Annotated in this window: 24 protein-coding genes; 12 read left to right on the top strand and 12 right to left on the bottom strand. The window is 65.5% G+C overall.

What is annotated here, in order from left to right; genetic code table 11:
• Window positions 1–77: 77 nt before the first annotated feature.
• From rpmF to AN936_RS10780, 5 genes are all read left to right on the top strand, one after another.
• Window positions 78–257: a 50S ribosomal protein L32 gene (gene rpmF / locus AN936_RS10800; protein WP_011541714.1), complete on the top strand. Its 180-nt coding sequence runs from the start codon at window positions 78–80 to the stop codon at window positions 255–257.
• Window positions 258–279: 22 nt separating this feature from the next.
• Complete coding sequence (plsX, locus tag AN936_RS10795; protein ID WP_054588161.1) at window positions 280–1,314, top strand: phosphate acyltransferase PlsX; 1,035 nt, start codon at window positions 280–282, stop codon at window positions 1,312–1,314.
• The gene (locus AN936_RS10790; RefSeq protein WP_054588160.1) at window positions 1,311–2,276 is read left to right on the top strand and encodes a beta-ketoacyl-ACP synthase III; all 966 of its coding nucleotides are present in this window, start codon (window positions 1,311–1,313) and stop codon (window positions 2,274–2,276) included. The genes plsX and AN936_RS10790 overlap by 4 nt, the downstream gene beginning before the upstream one ends.
• Before the next feature lie 161 nt (window positions 2,277–2,437).
• A complete protein-coding gene (locus tag AN936_RS10785; RefSeq protein WP_054590227.1) occupies window positions 2,438–2,731 on the top strand; it encodes an integration host factor subunit alpha in 294 nt (97 codons plus the stop codon).
• 14 nt (window positions 2,732–2,745) lie between these two features.
• Entirely contained in the window at window positions 2,746–3,150 is a 405-nt protein-coding gene (locus AN936_RS10780; protein WP_054588159.1) for a MerR family transcriptional regulator, read from the top strand.
• 12 nt (window positions 3,151–3,162) lie between these two features.
• On the opposite strand, the gene AN936_RS10775 is transcribed toward AN936_RS10780, so the two are convergent.
• The 3 genes from AN936_RS10775 to AN936_RS10765 are packed head-to-tail and all read right to left on the bottom strand — an operon-like array spanning window position 3,163 to window position 6,941.
• Window positions 3,163–3,714, bottom strand: a complete 552-nt coding sequence (locus AN936_RS10775; RefSeq protein ID WP_054590226.1) for a SixA phosphatase family protein — start codon at window positions 3,712–3,714, stop codon at window positions 3,163–3,165.
• A 56-nt stretch (window positions 3,715–3,770) separates the two neighbouring features.
• A complete protein-coding gene (locus tag AN936_RS10770; protein ID WP_054588158.1) occupies window positions 3,771–6,518 on the bottom strand; it encodes an ATP-dependent DNA helicase in 2,748 nt (915 codons plus the stop codon).
• 54 nt (window positions 6,519–6,572) lie between these two features.
• Window positions 6,573–6,941, bottom strand: a complete 369-nt coding sequence (locus tag AN936_RS10765; RefSeq protein ID WP_054588157.1) for a PilZ domain-containing protein — start codon at window positions 6,939–6,941, stop codon at window positions 6,573–6,575.
• Between the two features lie 488 nt (window positions 6,942–7,429).
• Here AN936_RS10765 and AN936_RS10760 point away from each other — a divergent pair, with 488 nt between their 5' ends.
• Together AN936_RS10760 and AN936_RS10755 are read left to right on the top strand one after the other, a co-directional pair.
• Window positions 7,430–9,046, top strand: coding sequence for a lysine--tRNA ligase (locus tag AN936_RS10760; RefSeq protein ID WP_054588156.1), 1,617 nt, complete (start codon window positions 7,430–7,432; stop codon window positions 9,044–9,046).
• The gene (locus AN936_RS10755) at window positions 9,043–9,522 is read left to right on the top strand and encodes an asparaginase domain-containing protein (protein WP_054588155.1); all 480 of its coding nucleotides are present in this window, start codon (window positions 9,043–9,045) and stop codon (window positions 9,520–9,522) included. The genes AN936_RS10760 and AN936_RS10755 overlap by 4 nt, the downstream gene beginning before the upstream one ends.
• A 3-nt stretch (window positions 9,523–9,525) precedes the next feature.
• Here the strand turns inward: AN936_RS10755 and AN936_RS10750 are convergent, their stop codons facing one another.
• Complete coding sequence (locus AN936_RS10750; RefSeq protein ID WP_054588154.1) at window positions 9,526–10,557, bottom strand: fatty acid desaturase family protein; 1,032 nt, start codon at window positions 10,555–10,557, stop codon at window positions 9,526–9,528.
• Between the two features lie 145 nt (window positions 10,558–10,702).
• Between AN936_RS10750 and AN936_RS10745 the strand changes: the two genes are divergently transcribed.
• Window positions 10,703–13,354: an EAL domain-containing protein gene (locus AN936_RS10745; protein WP_054588153.1), complete on the top strand. Its 2,652-nt coding sequence runs from the start codon at window positions 10,703–10,705 to the stop codon at window positions 13,352–13,354.
• Between the two features lie 70 nt (window positions 13,355–13,424).
• On the opposite strand, the gene AN936_RS10740 is transcribed toward AN936_RS10745, so the two are convergent.
• On the bottom strand, window positions 13,425–14,705 hold the full coding sequence (locus AN936_RS10740; protein WP_054588152.1) for a metal-dependent hydrolase family protein: 1,281 nt from the start codon (window positions 14,703–14,705) through the stop codon (window positions 13,425–13,427).
• A gap of 120 nt (window positions 14,706–14,825) precedes the next feature.
• Window positions 14,826–15,461, bottom strand: a complete 636-nt coding sequence (locus AN936_RS10735; RefSeq protein ID WP_234715810.1) for an RcnB family protein — start codon at window positions 15,459–15,461, stop codon at window positions 14,826–14,828.
• On the opposite strand from AN936_RS10735, the gene AN936_RS25460 reads away from it, so the two are divergent.
• Window positions 15,420–15,890: a hypothetical protein gene (locus AN936_RS25460; protein WP_234715809.1), complete on the top strand. Its 471-nt coding sequence runs from the start codon at window positions 15,420–15,422 to the stop codon at window positions 15,888–15,890. The two genes, AN936_RS10735 and AN936_RS25460, sit on opposite strands and share 42 nt — an antisense overlap.
• A gap of 31 nt (window positions 15,891–15,921) precedes the next feature.
• Here AN936_RS25460 and AN936_RS10730 read toward each other — a convergent pair whose 3' ends face one another.
• Window positions 15,922–16,467, bottom strand: coding sequence for a (2Fe-2S)-binding protein (locus AN936_RS10730; protein ID WP_054588150.1), 546 nt, complete (start codon window positions 16,465–16,467; stop codon window positions 15,922–15,924).
• Between the two features lie 27 nt (window positions 16,468–16,494).
• On the bottom strand, window positions 16,495–17,259 hold the full coding sequence (locus AN936_RS10725) for a class II aldolase/adducin family protein (protein ID WP_054588149.1): 765 nt from the start codon (window positions 17,257–17,259) through the stop codon (window positions 16,495–16,497).
• A 273-nt stretch (window positions 17,260–17,532) separates the two neighbouring features.
• On the opposite strand from AN936_RS10725, the gene rpsU reads away from it, so the two are divergent.
• Together rpsU and AN936_RS10715 are read left to right on the top strand one after the other, a co-directional pair.
• Window positions 17,533–17,739, top strand: coding sequence for a 30S ribosomal protein S21 (rpsU, locus tag AN936_RS10720; RefSeq protein WP_003047635.1), 207 nt, complete (start codon window positions 17,533–17,535; stop codon window positions 17,737–17,739).
• 341 nt (window positions 17,740–18,080) lie between these two features.
• Entirely contained in the window at window positions 18,081–18,263 is a 183-nt protein-coding gene (locus tag AN936_RS10715) for a CsbD family protein (RefSeq protein ID WP_054588148.1), read from the top strand.
• Window positions 18,264–18,334: 71 nt separating this feature from the next.
• Here the strand turns inward: AN936_RS10715 and AN936_RS10710 are convergent, their stop codons facing one another.
• From AN936_RS10710 to AN936_RS10695, 4 genes are all read right to left on the bottom strand, one after another.
• Window positions 18,335–19,090 carry a hypothetical protein gene (locus tag AN936_RS10710; protein WP_054588147.1) on the bottom strand — a complete coding sequence of 252 codons (756 nt, stop codon included), beginning with the start codon at window positions 19,088–19,090 and terminating at the stop codon, window positions 18,335–18,337.
• Between the two features lie 86 nt (window positions 19,091–19,176).
• Window positions 19,177–19,626 (bottom strand): DUF1330 domain-containing protein, encoded by a 450-nt coding sequence (locus tag AN936_RS10705; RefSeq protein WP_054588146.1) that lies wholly within the window; start codon window positions 19,624–19,626, stop codon window positions 19,177–19,179.
• On the bottom strand, window positions 19,623–20,174 hold the full coding sequence (locus AN936_RS10700; protein ID WP_054588145.1) for a GNAT family N-acetyltransferase: 552 nt from the start codon (window positions 20,172–20,174) through the stop codon (window positions 19,623–19,625). Before AN936_RS10700 ends, AN936_RS10705 begins: the two co-directional genes overlap by 4 nt.
• A gap of 180 nt (window positions 20,175–20,354) precedes the next feature.
• Window positions 20,355–20,762, bottom strand: coding sequence for a glycine zipper 2TM domain-containing protein (locus AN936_RS10695; protein ID WP_054588144.1), 408 nt, complete (start codon window positions 20,760–20,762; stop codon window positions 20,355–20,357).
• Between the two features lie 186 nt (window positions 20,763–20,948).
• On the opposite strand from AN936_RS10695, the gene AN936_RS10690 reads away from it, so the two are divergent.
• Window positions 20,949–21,170: a hypothetical protein gene (locus AN936_RS10690; RefSeq protein ID WP_054588143.1), complete on the top strand. Its 222-nt coding sequence runs from the start codon at window positions 20,949–20,951 to the stop codon at window positions 21,168–21,170.
• Window positions 21,171–21,175: the final 5 nt, after the last annotated feature.

The following is a 21,175-nucleotide window of genomic DNA, read 5'->3' as shown; positions in this document are numbered from 1 at the left end:
CCAGTCATTTCCGGCAACGGAAGCGACAAGTCCGGGTTCGCCGATTCGTATGAACATTTGATAATGCAGGAAATATCATGGCCGTCCCCAAGCGAAAAACCTCGCCCTCGAAGCGCGGCATGCGTCGTAGCCACGACAGCCTGAAGGTCGAAGCCTTCCAGGAATGCCCGAACTGCGGCGAGCTGAAGCGCCCGCACAACCTCTGCAACGCCTGCGGCCATTACAATGGCCGCGAAGTGGTGTCGGTCGGCGCGTAATCATTAGCCGGAGGGCGTCATCATGAGCCTGACACCGCGAATCGCAATCGATGCGATGGGCGGTGACGTCGGCGTGCGCGTGATGTGCGCCGGCGCCGCGATGGCGCGCCACCAGCATGACGGCCTCCGCTTCCTCCTCGTCGGCGACGAGACGCGGATCAAGGCGGCGCTGGAAAACCACCCGAACCTGCGCGCCGCGTCGGATATCATCCACACCGACGGCGTGGTGACCGGTGAGGACAAGCCCAGTCAGGCGCTCCGCAAGGCCCGCAACAGTTCGATGGGGCTCGCGATCGATGCGGTGAAGCGCGGCGATGCCGGCGGCGCCGTGTCGGCAGGCAACACCGGTGCGCTGATGGCGATGGCCAAGCTCGCGTTGCGCACGATGCCGGGGATCGACCGGCCCGCGCTCGCGGCACTGCTGCCGTCGCTTGGCGACAATGACGTCGTCATGCTCGACCTCGGTGCCAACACCGAATGCGACGCCAATAACCTGACCCAGTTCGCGGTGATGGGCGCCGCCTATGCGCGCACCGCGCTCGGCCTCGATCGCCCGCGCGTCGCGCTGCTCAATATCGGCACCGAGGAACTGAAGGGCACCGACGAGATTCGCGATGCCGCGGCGATGCTGCGCGAGACGCAGGGCCTGCCGATGGAGTTCGTCGGCTTCATCGAGGGCGACAAATTGTCGCGCGGCGATGTCGATGTGATCGTCCACGACGGCTTTTCGGGCAACATCGCCTTGAAGACGATCGAGGGGACGGCGCGCTTCGTCACCGACCTGCTCCGCCGCGCCTTCACCTCGTCGGTGCGCTCGAAGATCGGTTTCCTGATCTCGCGCCCGGCGACCGAACTGTTGCGCCATCACCTCGACCCCAACAACCACAACGGTGCGGTGTTCCTCGGCCTCAATGGCGTGGTGCTCAAGAGCCATGGCAGCGCCGATGCGAAGGGCGTGGCGAAGGCCGTGCACCTTTGCGCCGAGCTGATCGAAAAGGATATCACGCGTCAGGTGACCGAGGATCTCGCGAATTTCGGCAACGGGGCGGCGAAGTGACGTTGCGCGCAATATTGGCGGGCACCGGCTCGGCGCTGCCGCGCACCCGCGTTTCGAACGCCGAACTCGCCGACCGCGTCGACACCAGCGACGAATGGATCGTCGAGCGGACCGGTATCCGGTTCCGCCATATCGCCGAACCCGACGAGACGACCGCGACGCTGGGCGCGGCTGCGGCGAAGGAAGCGCTGGCGGCTGCGGGGCTTGACCCTGCCGACATCGGCCTGATCATCGTCGCGACCGCGACCCCCGACAATACCTTCCCGGCCAGCGCGACCAAGGTGCAGGCGCTCCTCGGTGCGCCCGACTGCATCGCCTTCGACGTCGCGGCGGTCTGTTCGGGCTTCCTCTACGCCGTGTCGGTCGCCGATTCGATGCTGCGCACGGGCGCCGCGAAGCATGCGCTGGTGATCGGCAGCGAGACGTTCAGCCGCATCCTCGACTGGGAAGACCGCACGACCTGCGTGCTGTTCGGTGACGGCGCCGGCGCTGTCGTCCTGTCGGCGAAAGACGTCGAAGACGACCAGGGCATCCTTGCGACGCGGCTCCATGCCGAAGGCAAATATACCGACATGCTCTATGTCGACGGCGGCCCGTCGACCACGGGGACGGTCGGCCATGTCCGCATGCAGGGGCGCGAAGTGTTCCGCCATGCCGTCACCAACCTTGCGTCGGTGCTGGGCGAGGTGATGGGCGACGTCGGTCTGTCGGCCGAGGATATCGACTGGGTCGTCCCGCATCAGGCGAACAAGCGGATCATCGACGCGACCGCCAAGAAGCTGGGCCTGCCCGCCGAACGCGTGGTGCTGACGGTCGATCAGCATGCGAATACGTCAGCCGCGTCGGTGCCGCTGGCGCTCGACCTCGCGGTGCGCGACGGGCGGATCAAGCGCGGCGACCTGGTCGTGCTCGAAGCGATGGGCGGCGGTTTTACCTGGGGCGCGGCGGTTCTTCGCGTCTAGAGTCTGGCGCGGCCAAATTCGTCGCGTCAACTTCTCGCTCCATCCGTTTCAGTTTGGCGGATTAATTCGCTTTTGTTACAACACGCATCAGGGACTCGTGACGGTGGGGGCTGTCGGGGGCTTCCCGCATGCATCCGCTTCAGGAGGGGGAAGGGAAGATCATGGCTGCAGGGACATTGACGCGCGCCGATATCGCGACCCGGATCAACCAGCAGATCGGGCTGTCGCGCAACGAATCGGCGACAATCGTCGAATCGATTCTCGATCATATGTCGGACGCGCTGGCGGACGGTCAGAATGTGAAGATTTCGGGCTTCGGCACCTTCGTTCTGCGCGACAAGGCGCAGCGGATCGGCCGCAACCCCAAGACCGGCATCGAGGTGCCGATCCTGCCGCGGCGGGTGATGACCTTTCGCGCCAGCCAGACGATGCGTGCCCGCGTCGCCGGCAAATAGGCGGGGCTCCGGCCATGGCTGAGTTCGACAATCCCGGGGATGGTGGCGGTAAGAGCGCCGGCGCCATGCTCGCCATCGGCGAACTTGCCGACCGCATTGGCGTTCCGACGCATGTGCTGCGCTATTGGGAAACGCGCTTTCCGCAGTTGAAGCCGCTCCAGCGTTCGGGACGCCGCCGCTATTATCGTGCCGAGGATGTCGCGCTCGCCGAGCGGATACACCATCTGCTGCACGTCCAGGGCTTCACGGTCGAGGGCGCGCGCAAGGCGCTTTCGGACGGGAAGGCGCAGCCGGCCGTAGAGGCTACTCCGGCCCGTGCGCCGGAACCGGGGAACGATCCTGTCACGCAGGGCGGCGGCGGGGTATCAGTCGAAGCGCTGGTTGCGCTTCGTGAGCGGCTCGCGGCGGCGCTCGGTTAATCCCGACCGCGCTTAATCCTCGTCCATCGCCGGCGACAGGGCCGGGTCGAGATCGCGCGGGCGGATGAACGCGGCGAAACGGGCGCTGCCGGTGTCGAGCGCGTGCCAGTCGTCGATGTCGAGTTCGAGCCGGGCGAGCGCCGAGGTCGGCAGCTTCTGTTCGACCTGCGCGCGCAGTTCATCGTCCGCCGATTCGGGAACGAGCATCAGGATCAGGTCTTCCAGCCCCGGGTTATGCCCCGAAATCAGCAGGTGCGCCGCATCGCCGCCGATGTCGCGGATGACGTCGATCAGCGTCGCCGCCGACGCGAGGTAGATACGCCGGTCCCACTGCGGTTCGAGCGCGTCGAGGTCGGCGGCGGGCTGGAAGATGTCGAGCGTCTGCGTCACGCGCACCGCAGGCGAGGCGATGATGCGGTCGACGGGCAGCTTCTGGCGCTTCAGCCATTGCCCGATCAATTCGGCGCCGCGCTGGCCGCGAACGTTGATCGGCCGGTCGAAATCGCGCTCCACGGTGGCGTCCCAGCCCGACTTGGCATGGCGCAGGATCGTCAAACTCTTCAAAATCTTCCCCACCGCTCTACTTGATGCTTTGTAATTCGCCGCCTTGTGCCGGAAACTTATGACGGTGAAAAGGCGGCAAAAGCGCTTTTTCGCCGTTCGACGTTGGCGGCGGCGACATGATTGACCACCTCGTCGAGCGGCAGGCGGCGGATCGGCGTGCCCTCGGGAAAGGCACCGAGCAGGCGCGACGGGAAGCTGGGCGAGAGCATCACGAACTGCCCGAAATCGTCGCTGCGCCGGATCAGCCGCCCGAAGGCCTGCGCGATGCGGCCGCGGATCACCATATCGTCATAGGCGCTGCCGCCCTGCGCCGCGCGCCGCGCAGCGTGGAGGATCGTCGGGCGCGGCCAGGGCACCCCCTCCATCACGACGAGCCGCAGCGAATCGCCGGGCACATCGACGCCGTCGCGCAGGGCATCGGTGCCGAGCAGCGAGGCGTGCGGATCGGCGCGGAAAATGTCGACCAGCGTCCCGGTGTCGAGCGGATCGACATGTTGCGCATAGAGCGGCAGCCCGGCACGCGCGAGCCGGTCGGCGATGCGCGCATGGACGATGCGCAGCCGCCGGATCGCGCTGAACAGCCCCAGCGCGCCGCCGCCCGATGCTTCGATCAGCCGGCTGTACGCACCCGCCAGCGCGGGCAGGTCGCCGCGCGCGATATCGGTGACGATCAGCACCTCGGACTGGCGCGCATAATCGAACGGGCTCGGCACCGCGAAATGATGCACCGGCCCGTCCATGTGCCGCGCCCCAGTGCGGATGTCGGCCTCGGTCCAGCCCCCGGGCCCGTTGGCGCCCGCATGACCGCCGCTACGCAGCGTCGCCGACGTCACCAGCACGCCCTGCGCGGGGCGGTAGACGACCTCGGCCACCGGGCGTGCGGGGTCGAGCCAGTGGCGGTGCAGGCCGCAATCATATTCGCGCCCGTCGAAGCGGTCGACCGCCAGCCAGTCAACGAAATCGGGGTCGGCGGGGCCGCCGACGCGCCCGAGCAGCGACAGCCAGCCGCCCAGCGTGTCGATCCGCGTGCCGAGGCTGTGGCGCGCGCCGTCGATGCGGGCGCGCGCTTGCCCGTCGAGCCAGTCGGGCGGATCCTCGATCAGCGCGTCGAGCCGATTGCCGAGCGTCATCAACGGGCGCAGCAGCGCTTCGAGCGCATCGCTCGCGCCCGCGGCCGCCGTCACGAGCGATGCGTCGGGGTCGGCGAGTTCGGTTTCGAGGCCATAGCCGCTGTCGGCGGTCCGCGTGTCGACTGCGCGGGCATAGACCTGCCCGCGCACCTCGGCGAGCAGCTGTTCGATCGCGCCCCACGGGGCATTCTCGCCGAGCCGGCCCAGCCAGCCGTCACCGGGCAGTTCTCCGGCAGCGGCGATCGCCGCCTGGATCGCGCGATCGCCCGCCTCGTCATAGCTCGCGACATCGGCGAGCCGCGCCGCAAGCCCGCGCCGCCGTCCGCGCGACTTGCCCTCGGGGCCCAGCACCCAGCGGCGGATCTCGACCGCTTCCTGCCCGGTCAGCGCCGCCGCGAACATGCTGTCGGCGGCATCCCACAGATGATGCCCCTCGTCGAAGATCAGCCGCGTCGCCGCCGCCCCGGCATCACGCGGGCGCGCCGCCTGCACCATCGTCAGCGCGTGGTTGGCGATGACGATGTCGGCCTGCGTCGCGGCGCGCGCCGAGCGTTCGATGAAGCATTTGCGGAAATGCGGACAGCCGGCATAGATGCACTCGCCGCGCCGGTCGGTCAGCGCGGTGGTGCCGTTGCGGCGGAACAATGCGGGGAGCCAGCCCGGCAGGTCGCCGCCGATCATGTCGCCGTCGCGCGTATAGGCGGCCCAGCGCGCGACAAGCTGCGCGAGGATCGCGGCGCGGCCTGAAAAGCCGCCCTGCAGCGCGTCCTCCAGATTGAGCAGGCAGAGGTAATTTTCGCGCCCCTTGCGCACGACCACCTTTTCTCGGTGCGTTGCGGCGTTGGGATAAAGCTTTTCGGTCTCGCGTGCCAATTGCCGCTGCAGGGCCTTGGTGAAGGTCGAAATGCAGACCGCGCCCGCCGACTGGTCGATCCATTGCTTCGCGGGGGCGAGATAGCCCAGCGTCTTGCCGATCCCCGTGCCCGCTTCGGCCACCAGCATCTGCGGCGCATCCTTGCGCTCGCGCGGTTCGAAGATCGCGGCGGTCGCGCGCGCATAATCCTGTTGCCCCGGCCGCCGTTCGGCCCCGTCGCCGGTCAGGCGGTCGAGCCGCGCCGCGACATCGGCCTCGGCGATGCGCACCTGCCGCGGTTGCGCGCGCGGCGGAACTTCTTCCCACTCGGGCAGGCGGGCGAACAGCCAGCGGTCGGCCTTGTCGGGCGCCGCGAGCGCCGGCTGGACCAGCGGCGTCCATGGCCAGCGCTGGCGGGCCAGCGCCTGCAGCCCGTGCCACGCCCCCTCGCGCTCGGGCCAGCCGGGATCGCCGAGGCTTTCGAGCATCGCCGCGGTCGCGAGCGGCAGGAATGCGGCGATCTCCTCCTCTGCCTTCGGCGCCGCGATGCCAACCGCCGCCGCAATACCGGCGGGGGTCGGAACCGCGAAGCGGGCGGGGTAGAGGAACGCGAAGAGTTCGAGCAGGTCGAGCCCCGAAAGCTCGGGGTAGCCAAGCCGATCGCCGGTCAGCGTCGCATTGATGAACAGGTGCGGCGTTGCTGCGACCGCGGCGATCGCTTCGCCCCGGCCGACCCGCTGGACGCGCCCGCCGGCATCGGCGATCCAGATGCCGACATGGCTGGCGTGGATGGCGGGTAGGGGAAGCGGAGCGGGAGGCACCGCACCAAGCTAGGGACAAAAGGCGAACGCGGCAAGCGTGCCGCGACGAAAGGTTCAGCTCAATCCGCGACGCCCGAAGCTGGCCTGTCGATTGTTGAGGAAGACCTGTCCCGGCGGCAAGGCCGCCGGCCCGCGCGCGCGTTCGAGCGCATTGTACAGCGGGCCGCTGGTCAGTTCATAGGGGAACCGCACGCCCATGCGGTCGAATTCCGACCACATGACGACGGCATAGACCGTCTGCCCCGCATAATGGATTTCGCAGCGCGTCCGCTCGGGCAGGCTCGCGCCGTCGATCCGTGCGCCCCCTTCCGACAGGTCGCGGATGCAGCCTTCGACATGGTTGAGGACGCCATTGACGGTGACGTCGATGGCGACGGCGGTGCGGGCATGGCGGCGGGCGCGGGGTGGGGGCGGAAACGGCATGGCCCCTTGCTACGGCGAAGATGGTAAATTTCGGGTAACCATGATGGCGTCGCAGTTCGGCCGGTGTGGCTCGTTTTGAATATCGACCGCGATCGGCAGGAAACGACCGGTTTTTGCCATCAATGCTGTGTACCCCGGCGAAAGCCGGGGCCCAGAGCGCCATAGCGCAATCTTTGCTTTCCGACGCCCTGGGCCCCGGCTTTCGCCGGGGTACACTGTAAGCGGAACGTCCGCTTCCCACCCCAAAACCGACGTCCACGCGAACTGCCGACAAGTCTTTCCTACATTATCCGGCTGTGCCCAAGCTATTCCGATGCAACTGGCGTTTATCCCAAAAGCCACAAAGGACAGAAAACCGCTGCGCGCGCGCGGGGCGTTTGTGGCTCCAAGCGCCGCCAATCCCATGGCGAACAGGCTATTCCAGTGTAAAGTTACGCAGTTTTCCGCCCTTCTTCCCATCCCGCCTTCTTCCCGCTATGGGCGCTGGCATGACTGACTTGCACCTTCATCCTTCGCTGCGCGAACCTGCGCAAACGTCCAAGGCCTGGCCGTTCGAGGAAGCGCGCAAGCTGGTCAAACGCTATCCAGAGGGCAAGCCCGGCGGTGAGCCGGTGCTGTTCGAGACCGGCTATGGTCCGTCGGGCCTGCCGCATATCGGCACCTTCAATGAAGTGTTGCGCACGACGATGGTTCGCCGCGCCTATGAGACGATCACCGCCAATGAATCCGGGGTGCCTGCGGCGACGCGCCTCGTCGCGTTCAGCGACGACATGGACGGGCTGCGCAAGGTTCCCGACAATGTGCCGCAGCAGGATATGCTGCGCGAATATCTCGGCAAGCCGCTCACCGCGATCCCCGATCCGTTCGGCAAGTATGAAAGTTTCGCGCATCATAACAATGCGATGCTGCGCGAATTTCTCGATCGTTTTGGCTTCGAATATGAATTCGTCAGTTCGACCGAACGCTACACTTCGGGTGCGTTCGACGAGGCGCTGAAGAATGTTCTGCGCCACAATCAGGACATTCTCGACATCATGCTGCCGACGCTCCGCGCCGAGCGCGCGGCGACCTATTCGCCGGTCCTGCCAGTCAGCCCGAAGTCTGGGATCGTGCTGCAGGTGCCGGTGACCGTGGTCGATGCCGATGCGGGGCTGGTGTCGTTCGAGGATGAGGGCGAGACGATCACCCATTCGATCCTCGGCGGCGGCGCCAAGCTGCAATGGAAGGTCGACTGGGCGATGCGCTGGGTCGCGCTCGGCGTCGATTATGAAATGTACGGTAAGGATCTGACCGACAGCGGCATCCAGTCGGGCAAGATCGCGCGCGCGCTCGGCGGGCAAAAGCCCGAGGGGTTGATCTACGAAATGTTCCTCGACGAAAAGGGCGAGAAAATTTCGAAGTCGAAGGGCAATGGCCTCAGCCTCGAGCAATGGCTCGACTATGGCAGCGAGGAAAGCCTGGCCTTTTTCGCCTATCGCGAGCCCAAGGCGGCGAAGCAGCTTCATATCGGCGTGATCCCGAAGGCGGTCGACGAATATCTGCAGATGCGCGGCAATTATCCCGCGCAAGAGGCCGACAAGCGCCTCGGCAACCCCGCGCACCATGTCCATGTCGCGCGCGGCGAGCAGGTTCCGGCCGCCGAACTGCCGGTGACCTTCGGTCTGCTGCTCAACCTCGTCGGGGTGATGGGCGCCGACGCGTCGAAGGATCAGATCTGGGGCTATCTCGGCCAATATGTCGCGGGCGCGAATGCACAGGCTTATCCCGAGCTCGACCGGCTGATCGACAATGCGATGGCGTATAACCGCGACTATGTCGCGCCGACGCTGCAGCGCCGCAAGCCAGCGGGCGGCGAGGGTGCGGCGCTCGCGGAACTCGACGCGAAACTTGCGGCATTGCCCGCCGATGCCTCGGCAGACGATATCCAGAATATCGTGTACGAGATTGGCAAGAACGAGTCCTATGGCTTTGAAAACCTGCGCGATTGGTTCAAGGCGCTCTATGAAACCCTGCTCGGGTCGAGCGCAGGGCCGCGCATGGGCAGCTTCATTGCGTTGTTCGGAATTGCCAACACGCGGCGGCTGATCGCCGAGGCGCTGGCATGATCGACATCTTCACTACCGGCGGCACGATCGACAAGGTCTATTTCGACGCGCTCAGCGAGTTCCAGATCGGCCCCGCGGCGATCCCCGACATGCTGCGCGAAAACAATGTCCATGTCGCGCACCGCGTGACCCAGTTGATGCGCAAGGACAGCCTTGAGCTCGACGACGTCGATCGCGCGGCAATCCGCGCCGCGGTCGAGGCCAGCGATGCGGCGCATGTCCTCGTCACACACGGCACCGACACGATGGTCGTCACCGGCCGCGTGCTCGCCGGTATCGCGGGCAAGTCGATCGTGCTGACGGGGGCGATGCAGCCCGCGTCGGTGCGTGCGAGCGACGCCGAATTCAACGTCGGCTTTGCGCTCGCCGCGGTGCAGACGCTGCCGCCGGGGGTCTATGTCGCGATGAACGGGATGATCTTTGACCCCGAGAAAACGGTAAAGGACCGCGCCGGCGCGCGCTTCGTCAGCGAATAGGGCTCAGACGTTCGTGGTGACCTGCCGCAGCACTGCGCGATAATTGGGCGCGATCGTCATCGCCTCATGCTTGCCCTGCGCACCGAGCATCGCATGGACCGCGGGCAGGCGGTAACAGGGCACGCCCATGAACAGATGATGTTCGGCGTGATAATTGACCCAATAGGGCGCGACCGTCGCGCGCGCCAGCCAGCCGGCATGAGTCGTCCGTGCGTGAGTGAAGGGGTCCTGGCTCCCCGTCGTCGTGCAGGCATGTTCGGCGACATTGCGGATGCGCAGGTAAAGCTGGAACGTCGTTGCCAACCCGGCGAGCCACAGCAGGTAAGGCGTCCAGCCGTATAGCGCGAGGGAGGCAGCGAGCAGCACCGCCTGCACGATCAGGAAGCGGCCGACCGCGCGCGTCACCGTCATTGCACCTGCCACATCGACCGTCGGTGACGTCATGCCGTCGTCCGACTGTTTGTTGAAGGGTGTGCCGGCCTTGGTGCTTGCGCGGCCCTTTTCGACCTTCTCGCCGCGGAGCATCGCCTTCAGCCCGACGAGCGCAAAACCGAACTGGGCGGCACGCTGCTTGAAGAAGGTCTGCCCGGTCAGGTCGCGCAGCACCTTGCGCCACAGGCTTGCCCGCGTCGTCGGAAAGGGTTTCGACAGCGAAAGGTCGGGGTCCTCGGGCTGCTGAGTGAATTTGTGGTGCTGGAGGTGGTAAGTGCGATAGGCGATCAGGTCCGATCCGACCGCCGCGCCGGTCAACCACTGGCCGAGGAAATTGTTCGTTTTGCGGTCCGGATGCAGCAGTCCGTGCGCGGCATCGTGCATCAGGATGGCGAGGCCAAGCTGGCGCCCGCCGACAAGGATGACTGCGATCAACCAGGCCGCCGGGTTCTGCGTCCATGCGGCAAGTCCGATAACGGCAATGCTGACGATCCACGCATGCGCGACAAGCCAGGCACCGCGCCAGCGCGATGCGGTCGTGATCGCGGACCATTCGGCGCGATCGAAGAAGCGGTCGGGCGGCAGGAGGCGGACGGCGGGCATGCCGATGCTATATCAAGTTGCGAAGCGAAACGGAACATCTTCCATTTTGGTACAATATCGGCGCATTTCGCCTGCGATGATAAGGATTTGGCAACCCCTTTCCGACAGAGCTTCGGGCTCCTTCGGATAGGCAGGAAGAGGGCAGTTGGGGGCGCAGCGCAAGATTGTTCGGCCAGTCGTCAGCGATCCGTCCGCGGACGAATCGCTGCTCGATTCGCCCGAATTCGTGACGCGCCTGATGCGTGTCGCGCAGCTGTGGCACTATGTGCTCATCGGCCGCGCGCTGACCTTCTTCGTCTTCGCTTTCGTCCCGGGCGTCGCCGGCTTCCTCGACCGGCCGTCGCAATGGCTGGTGATGGGCATCGGCCTGCTCTGCGACCTCGCGCTGACCGTCGTCGGGCAGGCGATGCGGGGCGGGCGGGCGCTGCACCCCGAACGGCTGCGGCTGGTCATGATCGCCAGTATGGCGCTGATCGCACTGGGCACGTTGCTCAACGCTGTCGCGATGTTCGCGGCGATCGCGGTTCCCGACGGCCGTTTTTTCTTCGATGCCTTCACCGCGATCCAGATCGGGTCGATCCTTGTCGCGGCGTCGGCGGTGGCGATTGCGCGCCCCGCCTTCTTTGCCTTTGCCGGTGCGACGGCACTGGGCGGCGCGGTCGGCATCGCATCATGGCCCTTCGCTGTCGCGGGGCTGGTGTTTCTGGGCCTGCTGATCGTCATGATGCGTGAGGATATCCGCCATCAGCGCCGCGCGACCCGGGCGCAGCGGTTTGCGATCAGCGACCAGCAGCGCGCGCTGGGCCTTGTCCGCGATTTCGAGCGGGCCGGGCGCGGCTGGTTCTGGGAAACCGATCGCTATGGCCAACTCGTCTATATTTCGCCGACCGTCGCGGCGAAGCTTGGGCTGTCGCTGTCCGACATCCTCGGCCGGCCTTTTACCGACATCATTCGCAAGCGAATCGGAAATGACGAGAGCGAAGAGCGCACGCTGGGTTTCAGCCTCTCGTCGCGGACGCCGTTTAACGAATTGACCGTTCAGGCGGCGGTGCAGGGCGAAGAGCGTTGGTGGTCGATTTCGGGCAATCCGATCAGCAACGAACTCGGCAATTTCCAGGGATTCCGTGGCAGCGGGACTGACCTCACTGAAAAGAAAAGGTCGGAGCGCGAGATCAACCAGCTGGCGCGGTACGATACGCTGACCGGGCTGGCGAACCGGCTGCACATCACCGACCTGCTCGAGCGGGCATTGCGCAGTCACGCCGGGCAGGCGCAGCCGTGCGCCCTGCTGATGATGGATCTCGACCGGTTCAAGGCGGTCAACGACACGCTGGGGCATCCGGTCGGCGACCAGCTTCTCCAGCAGGTTGCGGGACGGCTGACCCAGATCGTCGGCGACAAGGGACAGGTCGGACGCCTTGGCGGCGACGAGTTCCAGATCGTGTTGCCGCAGCTCACCCAGCCCGAAAAGCTCGCGGGCATCGCCAACGCGATCATCCTCAGCCTTGCCAAGCCCTTCGCCATCGAGGGCGAGCAGGTCCGGATCGGCTCGTCGATCGGGATTGCCGTGTCGGAAGGGCAGGGCGTGTCCGTTTCGGCGCTGGTCCGCAACGCCGACCTTGCGCTTTATGCCGCCAAGGACGCCGGGCGCGGCGTCTATCGCTTCTACGCCGATGCAATGCACAATCAGGCGAGCGAGCGCAAGGCGATCGAAGATGCGCTGCGCGACGCGCTCGCGCGAGACGAGCTGGCGTTGCTCTATCAGCCGATCGTCGATGTCGGAACCGAGCGGATTTCGGGCTTCGAGGCACTCATCCGCTGGCGGCGCGAACCCGAGGGTGTGATCAGCCCGTCGAAGTTCATACCGATCGCCGAGGAATCCAACCTCATCATCCCGATCGGCGAATGGATCATTCGCACCGCCTGCGCGACGATTGCCCGGCTCGGGCCGGGCTACCGTGTCGCGGTCAATGTCTCGCCGCGACAATTCGCCAATGAAAAGCTGCCGACGACGATCATGAGCGCGGTATCGGCGGCGGGCATCCAGCCCGATCAGCTCGAACTGGAGATCACCGAGGGCGTCTTCCTCGACGAAAGTCCCGAGAATCTTGCGATGTTCCAGAAGCTGAAGCGGACCGGCGTACGGCTGGCGCTCGACGATTTCGGGACCGGCTATTCGGCGCTCGGCTATCTGAAAAAGGCGCCGTTCGACAAGATCAAGATCGACCAGAGCTTCGTGCTCGGTGCCGCCGACCCGAACAGTATGAATGCCGCGATCATCTCGTCGATCGTCGGTCTCGCGACGGCGCTCGACATGGAGACGACCGCCGAGGGGGTCGAGACGCACGACGATCTGGCGCTGATCCGCGGCCTCGGCTGCAGCCATGTCCAAGGCTATATTTATGGCAAGCCAATGGAACTCGGCGAAGTTCTCGTGCTGCTCGGCGAAGGCGGCGGCCGCGTCGAGGCCAAGGGTTACAAGAGCGCCCGCGAGCCGCGACGGACAACCTTCCGCACGATCCAGGTCACCAGCGGCGGTTATCAATATGAAGCGATCGTCCGCAACATATCGTCGCGCGGCGCGCTGATCGAGGGGCTGTGGAACGTGCCCGCCGGTACCGACCTCATCCTCGAATTCGGCTCCGACCTGTCGCTCGACGCGCAGGCGCGCTGGTCGAGCGACAATCGCGTCGGCGTGCAGTTCACCGAAGCCGTCGACATCGAAATGCTCATCAGTCCCGCGCAGGGCCGGGCAACGAGGGCGGCACAGCCGCCACGCATCCAGCGCATCGCCTGAAATCGCGGCTGATTATTTCCCATTCGTCATTCCGGCCCTCGCCGGGATGACGAATTGGGGAAGGTGACCGTCAGCCAGCGATCCGGCCGCGAACCATCACCCAGTCGACCTTTTCGAGCGTTGTCACGTCGCTGAGCGGATCGCCGTCGACCGCGATCATGTCGGCCGACATGCCGGGGGCAATGCGGCCGATCTCATTTTCGAGCGACAGCAGTTTCGCGGCCACCGTCGTCGCGCTTGCCAGCGCCTCGCGCGGGGTTAGCCCATATTTGACGAGCAACTCGAACTCGCCGCCGTTGCGGCCATGTTCGAATACCCCGGCGTCGGTGCCGAAGGCGATCGGCACGCCGAGCGCCTTGGCGCGCGTAACCGCCTTGCCGACGTCGTTCAGCGTCATGCGGACCTTGTCCTCGACCGTCGGCGTATAGATGCCCTTGCCGAGCCGTTCCCTTATGCCCTCGAACGCCATCAACGTCGGCACGAGATAGGTGCCCTTGGCCTTCATCACCCTCAGCGTCGGATCGTCGGCGAAGGTGCCATGCTCGATGCTGTCGATGCCCGCGGCGGCCGACGCGGTGATCCCGCCTGCGCCGTGCGCATGCGCCATGACCTTCAGCCCCAGCGAATGGGCGGTATCGGCGATGCTTTGCAGCTCGGCGCTGGTGAAATGGCCCTCGAGCCCGCGCGCCTGTTGCGACAGGACGCCGCCGGTCGCGGTGATCTTGATGACGTCGGCCCCGGCGCGCGACGCCTTGCGCACCTTCTCGGCGCATTCGAGCGCGCCGGTGCAGGTGTAGCCCTGATCGAGCACGGCATGGACGTCTTCGCGGAAGCCCGTGACGTCGCCGTGGCCGCCGATGATCGACAGCGCCGGGCCCGCTGCGACGATGCGCGGCCCCTCGATAAAGCCGGTCGCGGTCCCGCGGCGGAGCGCATAGGCGGTATATTGCGCCGACCCCGCCTCGCGCACCGTGGTGAAACCCGCGCGCAGCGTGATCGCGGCATTCTTCGCGCCGACGACCACGCCCCATTCGTCGGGGTCGACCGCCGCCGCGCGATAATCGTCGCCGGGGTCGCCGGTGAGGTGGACATGGAGGTCGACGAGCCCGGGAAGCAGGGTCTTGTCGCCGAGATCGACGACCTCGGCGCCCGCCGGCGCTTCCGAACGCCCGGCCGTGATCGACGTGATGCGGTCGTCGGTGACGGTAACGGTCACGGGCCCCTGCATCGGCTTGTCGGCATCGGTGATTACGTGCCCGGCATAGATGACTGTGGTGCGGGCCTCCGCCGAGGCTGCACTCCAAAGCGCCAGCGCGACTGCTGTGGCAGTCGCCAATCCCGATTTTCGCATATTTGCTCCCCTGTTTCGTGGCGTGACCGTGGCGCGTCGGGCAGGGGAGGGCAAGCCCATAAAAAGAGGTGCCGGCGAACCGGCCCCTTCAGTTTATTCATCTGATAACCGAAAGGAATATTACCAGAAGAAGTCGTAGATCACGTCGACCACTTCGCCCGAGTAGGTATCGACCAGAAGCGCGTCGTCATAATAGCGGATCCAGCGATAGCCCCCATAAGCGGGCGGCAGGCGGTAATAGCCCGGATCGTTGATCCAGTAACGCGAGCCGTAGAACAGCGAGCCCAGCGTGAAGCCGATGCTGAACCGCGTGTAGCCGCGTCCGCGATACGGATTGTAATAGCGCGGCATGCGATAATAGCTGCGGTTGTGGTCGCGGTAGCTGCGCCAGTCGTAACGGCGGTCGCTGCGCCAGTCGCGGCTCCAGCGGCTGTTGTTGCGGTCCCAGCGATCGTGGCGGCCGTCGCGATAGCGCCGGTCGACATAGCCGTTGCGGTTGCGGTCGTAACGGCGGTCAACGCGGTTGTTATCGTTCCGGTCCCAGCGGCGATCGAGATCGCCGTTGCGATTGCGGTCATAACGCCGGTCTACTTGGCCATTGCGGTTGCGATCCCACTGCCGGTCGACACGGCCGTTACGGTCGCGGTCCCACTGGCGGTCGACGCGGCCGTCGCGGTTGCGATCATAAGTACCGCGCTGGCCCCGGATCTGCTGTTGGCGAATCTGCTGCTGGCGCTGCGCTTGCTGACGCTGCACCTGCTGCTGGCGCACACGCTGCTGATCGGCGCCGCGCTGCTGCCATTGGCGCTGTTGCTGGCCGTTCCAGCGATTGCCGCGATCGGCCCGCATATCGCGCTGCTGACGCTGGACCTGCTGACGCTGCACCTGCTCGCGTTGCGGCTGCGAACGCGGGGCCTGACGCTGGGCGCGGCCTTCGCCGCCGCCGCCGCGCCGGACTTCGGGGCCGCGCGGACCACGGTCGCCGCGATTGCCGCGATCGTTTTGCGCGATCTGCATTCGCTCGCCGGAGGCCTGTGCCGCGGCGGGAGCGATGGGGGTGAGGACCGTCGCAGCGATCAGCAACCCTCCGAACATCTTCTTCATCTCGCCATACTCCAATTCATGTCCCGCACGCTGGAGGCACCAGCCGGGAAGATGAAGAGAAAGTTACCGCAGGCAATATGATCCGCCGCTGAACCGGGGTGTTGCCTTAGGTTCAGCTTCCCGGGGGCTTGCGCATGGCGGGAACGGCGCGTGCCGCATCCTCGGGGCGGATGCCGGGCGGCGGCGCGGCGGCGATCCGTTCCTCGCCGCGCAGGACACGCCCGGCAAGGCGGATCGCGCCGCGAATCCGCGGATAGGTGCCGCAGCGGCAGATATTGGTGATCGCCGCATCGATTTCGGCGTCGGTCGGATTGCTGTTGGTGCGGAGCAATGCCGCCGCCGCCATGATCATTCCCGACTGGCAGAAACCGCATTGCGGCACCTGTTCGGCGACCCAGGCCTGCTGTACCGGATGGCTGCGGTCGCGCGACAGCGCTTCGATCGTCGTGACGAAGCGGCCCTCGCACTCGGCGATGGTGACGAGGCAACTGCGAATCGCCTCGCCGTCGATATCGACCGTGCACGCGCCGCATTCGCCGGTGCCGCAGCCATATTTGGTTCCCGTCAGGTTCGACGCGTCGCGCAGCGCCCACAGCAGGGGCGTTTCGGGGTCCATGCGATATTCGACCGGGCGGTCGTTGACCGAGAATCGCGTCATGCGTTCCCTGTTAGCGCAGCCGCCGGATTAGTCACGCCAGCTTGTGTCGATCTTGTCGACCTTGCGCACCATCGCGTCGAACTCGGCCTTGCCCGACTGGCCGGGGATGGCGGCCATATAGAGGTCGCGCTGGTGCACCTTGATGACCTCTTCGTCGACGAGGATCGGCTTGCCCATGCTCATCGTCGCGAGCTGGATCTCGCAGGCGCGCTGCAGCGCCCAATATTTGATGAAGGCGTCGGACAGCGACTTGCCCATCACGACGGGGCCGTGGTTGCGCAGCATCAGGATGCGCTTGTTGCCAAGATGCTCGACCAGCCGTGCGCCCTCTTCCTCGCGGACAGTCACGCCCTCGAAATCGTGATAGGCGAGCTGGCCCATGAAGTTGCAGGCATAGAAGTTCGTCGGCTGCAGCCCGCCTTCGAGCCCGCAGACCGCCATCGTCGCGGTCGTGTGCGTGTGGATGATCGCATGCGCGTCGGGCAGGACGCGGTGGAAAAGGCTATGCTGGACGAACCCCGCCTTGTTGACGTGCCAGGGATTATCCTCGTCCAGCTTGTTGCCGTCGATGTCGATCTTGATCAGGCTGGAGGCGGTGACTTCGCTGAAATGCATGCCATAGGGGTTGATCAGGAACGCGCCCTCCTGATCTTCCAGCTTCACGGTGATGTGGTTGAAGATCATCTCGTCCCAGCCCATCATCGCGAAGATGCGATAGCAGGCGGCGAGTTCCTGCCGCGCCGTCCATTCGGCTTCGCTATATTTGCTGTTGCGCTTGAGCTGGGTCGCCATGGCCTGTCCCTTTATCTGATTGGTTTCGTCCTGCTACCTATGCCACAAGGCAGCGGGCAGGCCAATCCCGGCGAGGGCCGCGCTGTCCCGTAGCGGGTGAGGCGCGGTTCGCCGCGTTGGGGCTTGCATTTCGGCGCGAATCCCTCTAGTTGGCGCTTCATTGGAACGTCGCGCTTTCGCGGCGCTCTTTTTATTGCCCGAATATCGGCGATTTACGGCAAACCGGCTCTCCGGTACCGGAATCGTTTTGACGAACAGGAGACGACACGGCGTATGCAGATCATCGTTCGCGACAATAATGTCGACCAGGCCCTTCGCGCGCTCAAGAAGAAGCTGCAGCGTGAGGGCGTGTATCGCGAAATGAAGCTGCGCCGTCACTACGAGAAGCCGAGCGAAAAGCGCGCGCGCGAGCGCGCCGCCGCTGTCCGCCGCGCCCGCAAGATGGAGCGCAAGCGGATGGAGCGCGACGGGATCAAATAAGCCCGTTTCCCGTTCGGGATCCAGTTCGTGAAAGGGGCGCTGCGGGCAACCGCGGCGCCCTTTTTCGTTGGATCTCGGAGGATGACTTGGCTGAAGCGCTTTCAGATATCTCCCTTTCATCATCCCGGACCTGATCCGGGATCCAGGCAACAGCCGTGGTTATGGATCCCGGGTCAAGTCCGGGATGACGAAGGCGAGGACAGGGAGCATTCCTCGATCACGAAGCGCATTTGGCGTTGCTTTGCAACGTCTTGTCTTGCGTCGCGGAACATGCGCCCCGTTCGTCCGTTTCTCCTGCGAGAGGCGAGCCCCTCCCGCCTCTGCGATAAAGGAGAATCCCGATGGGTGAACTCACCGAAAAAGCGAAAGGCCTCGCCAACGAAGCTGCCGGCAATGTGAAGCAGGCGGCGGGCAAGGCGACCGATAGCGAGCGCCTGCGTGCCGAAGGCGAGGCGCAGGAACGCAAGGGCGAAGCCCAGAATCTGAAGGGCAAGGTTCAGGGCGCGCTCGGCGACAAGATCTGACGGGCTGTTCGTCCGCAAAGAAAAGGCTCCGGGAAACCGGGGCCTTTTTTTGTTGCGCGATCGGCGCTCGCTTATTTGCCGCCGGAGGCGACCAGATCGACGTCGGTCATGCCGCCGTCACGCCGCATGAAGAGGACATAGGCAAGCTCGCCCTTGGTGCCGCCGAGGATGTGCTCGTCGCCATTGACCCGGTGGTCGCTGGTGTAGCCGGCGCGGACCGCCATCGTGTGATAATAGTCGAGCACCGCCTGCATCGAGGCTGCGGTCTGGAAATTGACGACGCGGACATTGCACTTGCCGCCGGCGACGCCCGCAGCTTCGCGCAGCGTCGCGCGCGGATAGAGGCGGAAAGCCGGGGGCAGGCGGTCGGCCCACGCGTTGCTATAGGTCAGCTTGGCGTCGCAGCTGCCCTTTGCCTGTTCGCGGGCCAGTGCGCCGATGGTGACCGGGCGCTTGCCGGCGGTGGCGCAATCGCCCTTGCAATCGGCTTCATAGGGAAGCGCCTTGGGCGCGGCGAGCAGCTTGCCGGCTGCTTGCGCTGCCGCGGCTTCGGCGGCAGTCGCCGCCTTGCTTCCGGCGACGCCGGGGACGCCGCCGTCGACGGGCTTGTTACCGGGACCGACGGCGTTCTGGTTCGCCTGGCCGGTCAGCTTCGGATCGACCATGATCTTGTCTTCGAGCGAACCCTTGACCGTCGGGTCGGCGTTGGTCAGGCCGTCGTCGAGCGGCGACAGTTCGGCCTTGGCATTGGGATTGTCCCGGCAGCCGGCCAACGGAGCGGTGGCCACCAGCAAACCCGCAACCAGCCATTTTCCGCGCATGATCATCGCTAACACTCCCTTAACATCTTCTCCGGAATGCCCGATCCTGGTTAAAAAGGTGCGAAGAAAATGCGTTAACGGGTAAGACTTTGTTAGCCGAAAACTGTCTCGGACCGGGACGGATTCAGCCGCGGTGCGGTGCGGATGAGGCGCGACGTCTCGACCGCCGCCTGCCGATGGACGACCGCTTCGCGATATACGGGGTCAGTAACCATGGCCATGAACGCACCGCTGTTCGGATATTCGGCGACGAAGATCGCATCCCAATGCTCGGCGTCGGGACCGATCAACATGGCCTCCATCGTGCCGCGCCAGACGATGCGGCCGCCGACGCGCTGGAAGACCGGGCCGCTGTCGCGGCCGTAGTTCGCATAAGCGTCGGCGCCAGTCAGGTCGTGCCCGGCGAGCGGGTGATCCGTCGGATAGGCGGCCTTGTCCCGGAAGCGGACGAGGTTGAGCATGTGGATCACCGTGTCGCGCGGCAGCGCCTTGAAGGCGTCGAATTGCGCGCGTTCGGGGTCGATGTGACGATCATCGGTCACAGCCTGAATTCCTTGCGTTTGATCCGCCAGGCATCGGCGCTCTGCGTCCAGGCATCGACCGGGGCATCCTGAAACGGCGCGGGGAGGCGGGTTGGGCCGCTGTTGATCGCGCCGAGCCGCTGCGCGAGCGCTTGCGAGCGGACATTGGCGGGATCGATGCTGTGCATCAGCCCGGGCCATTTCAGGAATTCGACCGCGAAATCGCAGGCTGCGATCGCGCCTTCGAACGCATAACCCTTGCCGGCGAATTTCGCGCGCACGCCATAGCCGACCTCGGGCGCCGGCCAGCCCTCGGGCTCCCATGGACCGAGCCGCCCGACCCATTCGCCGGTGTCGCGTTCGATCACCGAAAACATCGAAAAACCGCGGATGTGCCATGCCCCGGCGAGCGTGCACCACATGCGCCACGCCTGCGATCGTTCGCAGGCGCCGCCGATGAACTGCATGGTATCGGCTTCGGTGCACATTTCGGCAAAGCCGTCGAAATCCTCGGTCGCGGGCGGACGGAGGATCAGGCGCTCGGTCACGAGCAGCGGGCCGTTCAGCATGATATCTCTCCGCAGCGTTGGCCGATGCTTCTGCGGGAAGAGTGCGGCAGGGGCAAGCCCCGACGCACGGCGGCCCGCACACGCGATGTTGAGGACGCCGACCTCCCGGCCGGCGTCCTCGCCATCACGCGTGCGGGCGGAGGGGTCTCGGACCCACACCCGTAACGGTAACGCTATCGCTTAGCGGCAGCGATATTTGTCCTTGTCGATCTCACGGCCGAGCAGCGCGCCACCTGCGGCACCGAGCACAGTACCGAGCAGCTTGTCGCCGTTGCCTGCAATCTCGTGCCCGGCGAGGCCGCCCACTGCGCCGCCGATCAGGAGACCGGTCGTGCCATTGTCCTTCTTGCAGCGATAACGTCCGTCGCTGCCACGCCAGACGCGGGTGTTCGAATTCACGCGCTGGTCGTTGCGGGCATAATAGTCGCGGTCGCGATGACGGCGCTTCTTGTAGAAATCGCTCGTCTGTTCGCTGGCGTGATAGCCGGGAGCCTGAACGGCGGTCGAAACGCCGGCAGAAGCGGGGGCCGAAGCCATGACACCGGCCGCGGCGATCGTGCCGAAAAGGGCTTTGGTGAAATTACGCATTCTATTGTCCTTTCCTGGTTCGGCGCCTCGCCCGCTCTTGCAAGAGGGCATCGGGCGCTTCGAAAGGGAAAACGACCGGGGTCCAATTCCCGTTGCATGAACCCAAGGCAACAAGACGAGCCGAGCGATGTCGTCGACGAACCGAAAGGTCTTGCGGGGCGGCAAAGGGCATGCGACATATCGGCCATGCTGAATATCGGATCGCTCGTCATTGGCGTTATCGCGCTGGTTCTGGCCGTTTTCGCCTTCATCCCGCTGCTCGGCTGGGCGAACTGGGTGATCATCCCGTTTGCCGTCGTCGGCCTCGCGCTCGGCGCGATGTCGGACAAGACGAGCGGACGCAATCTCAACATCGTCGTCATCGTGATCGGCGTCATTCGCCTGATGCTGGGCGGCGGCATCATCTGATTTTT

It is taken from the genome of Sphingopyxis macrogoltabida, assembly GCF_001307295.1.
Lineage (GTDB): Bacteria > Pseudomonadota > Alphaproteobacteria > Sphingomonadales > Sphingomonadaceae > Sphingopyxis > Sphingopyxis macrogoltabida_B.
The sequence above is the reverse complement of the archived record's forward strand: the minus strand, read 5'-3'. Positions and strand labels throughout refer to the sequence as shown.

Excerpts from the sequence above, each read along its gene's own strand:
- AN936_RS10725 (WP_054588149.1), bottom strand. The coding sequence starts at position 17,259 with ATGGCGACCCAGCTCAAGCGCAACAGCAAATATAGCGAAGCCGAATGG.
- AN936_RS10750 (WP_054588154.1), bottom strand. The coding sequence starts at position 10,557 with ATGCCCGCCGTCCGCCTCCTGCCGCCCGACCGCTTCTTCGATCGCGCC.
- AN936_RS10695 (WP_054588144.1), bottom strand. The coding sequence starts at position 20,762 with ATGCGTAATTTCACCAAAGCCCTTTTCGGCACGATCGCCGCGGCCGGT.
- plsX (WP_054588161.1), top strand. The coding sequence starts at position 280 with ATGAGCCTGACACCGCGAATCGCAATCGATGCGATGGGCGGTGACGTC.
- AN936_RS10710 (WP_054588147.1), bottom strand. The coding sequence starts at position 19,090 with ATGATCATGCGCGGAAAATGGCTGGTTGCGGGTTTGCTGGTGGCCACC.
- AN936_RS10690 (WP_054588143.1), top strand. The coding sequence starts at position 20,949 with ATGCTGAATATCGGATCGCTCGTCATTGGCGTTATCGCGCTGGTTCTG.
- AN936_RS10715 (WP_054588148.1), top strand. The coding sequence starts at position 18,081 with ATGGGTGAACTCACCGAAAAAGCGAAAGGCCTCGCCAACGAAGCTGCC.
- AN936_RS10740 (WP_054588152.1), bottom strand. The coding sequence starts at position 14,705 with ATGCGAAAATCGGGATTGGCGACTGCCACAGCAGTCGCGCTGGCGCTT.
- AN936_RS10785 (WP_054590227.1), top strand. The coding sequence starts at position 2,438 with ATGGCTGCAGGGACATTGACGCGCGCCGATATCGCGACCCGGATCAAC.
- AN936_RS10755 (WP_054588155.1), top strand. The coding sequence starts at position 9,043 with ATGATCGACATCTTCACTACCGGCGGCACGATCGACAAGGTCTATTTC.
- AN936_RS10760 (WP_054588156.1), top strand. The coding sequence starts at position 7,430 with ATGACTGACTTGCACCTTCATCCTTCGCTGCGCGAACCTGCGCAAACG.
- rpmF (WP_011541714.1), top strand. The coding sequence starts at position 78 with ATGGCCGTCCCCAAGCGAAAAACCTCGCCCTCGAAGCGCGGCATGCGT.
- AN936_RS10780 (WP_054588159.1), top strand. The coding sequence starts at position 2,746 with ATGGCTGAGTTCGACAATCCCGGGGATGGTGGCGGTAAGAGCGCCGGC.
- AN936_RS10765 (WP_054588157.1), bottom strand. The coding sequence starts at position 6,941 with ATGCCGTTTCCGCCCCCACCCCGCGCCCGCCGCCATGCCCGCACCGCC.
- AN936_RS10700 (WP_054588145.1), bottom strand. The coding sequence starts at position 20,174 with ATGCTGAACGGCCCGCTGCTCGTGACCGAGCGCCTGATCCTCCGTCCG.
- rpsU (WP_003047635.1), top strand. The coding sequence starts at position 17,533 with ATGCAGATCATCGTTCGCGACAATAATGTCGACCAGGCCCTTCGCGCG.
- AN936_RS10730 (WP_054588150.1), bottom strand. The coding sequence starts at position 16,467 with ATGACGCGATTCTCGGTCAACGACCGCCCGGTCGAATATCGCATGGAC.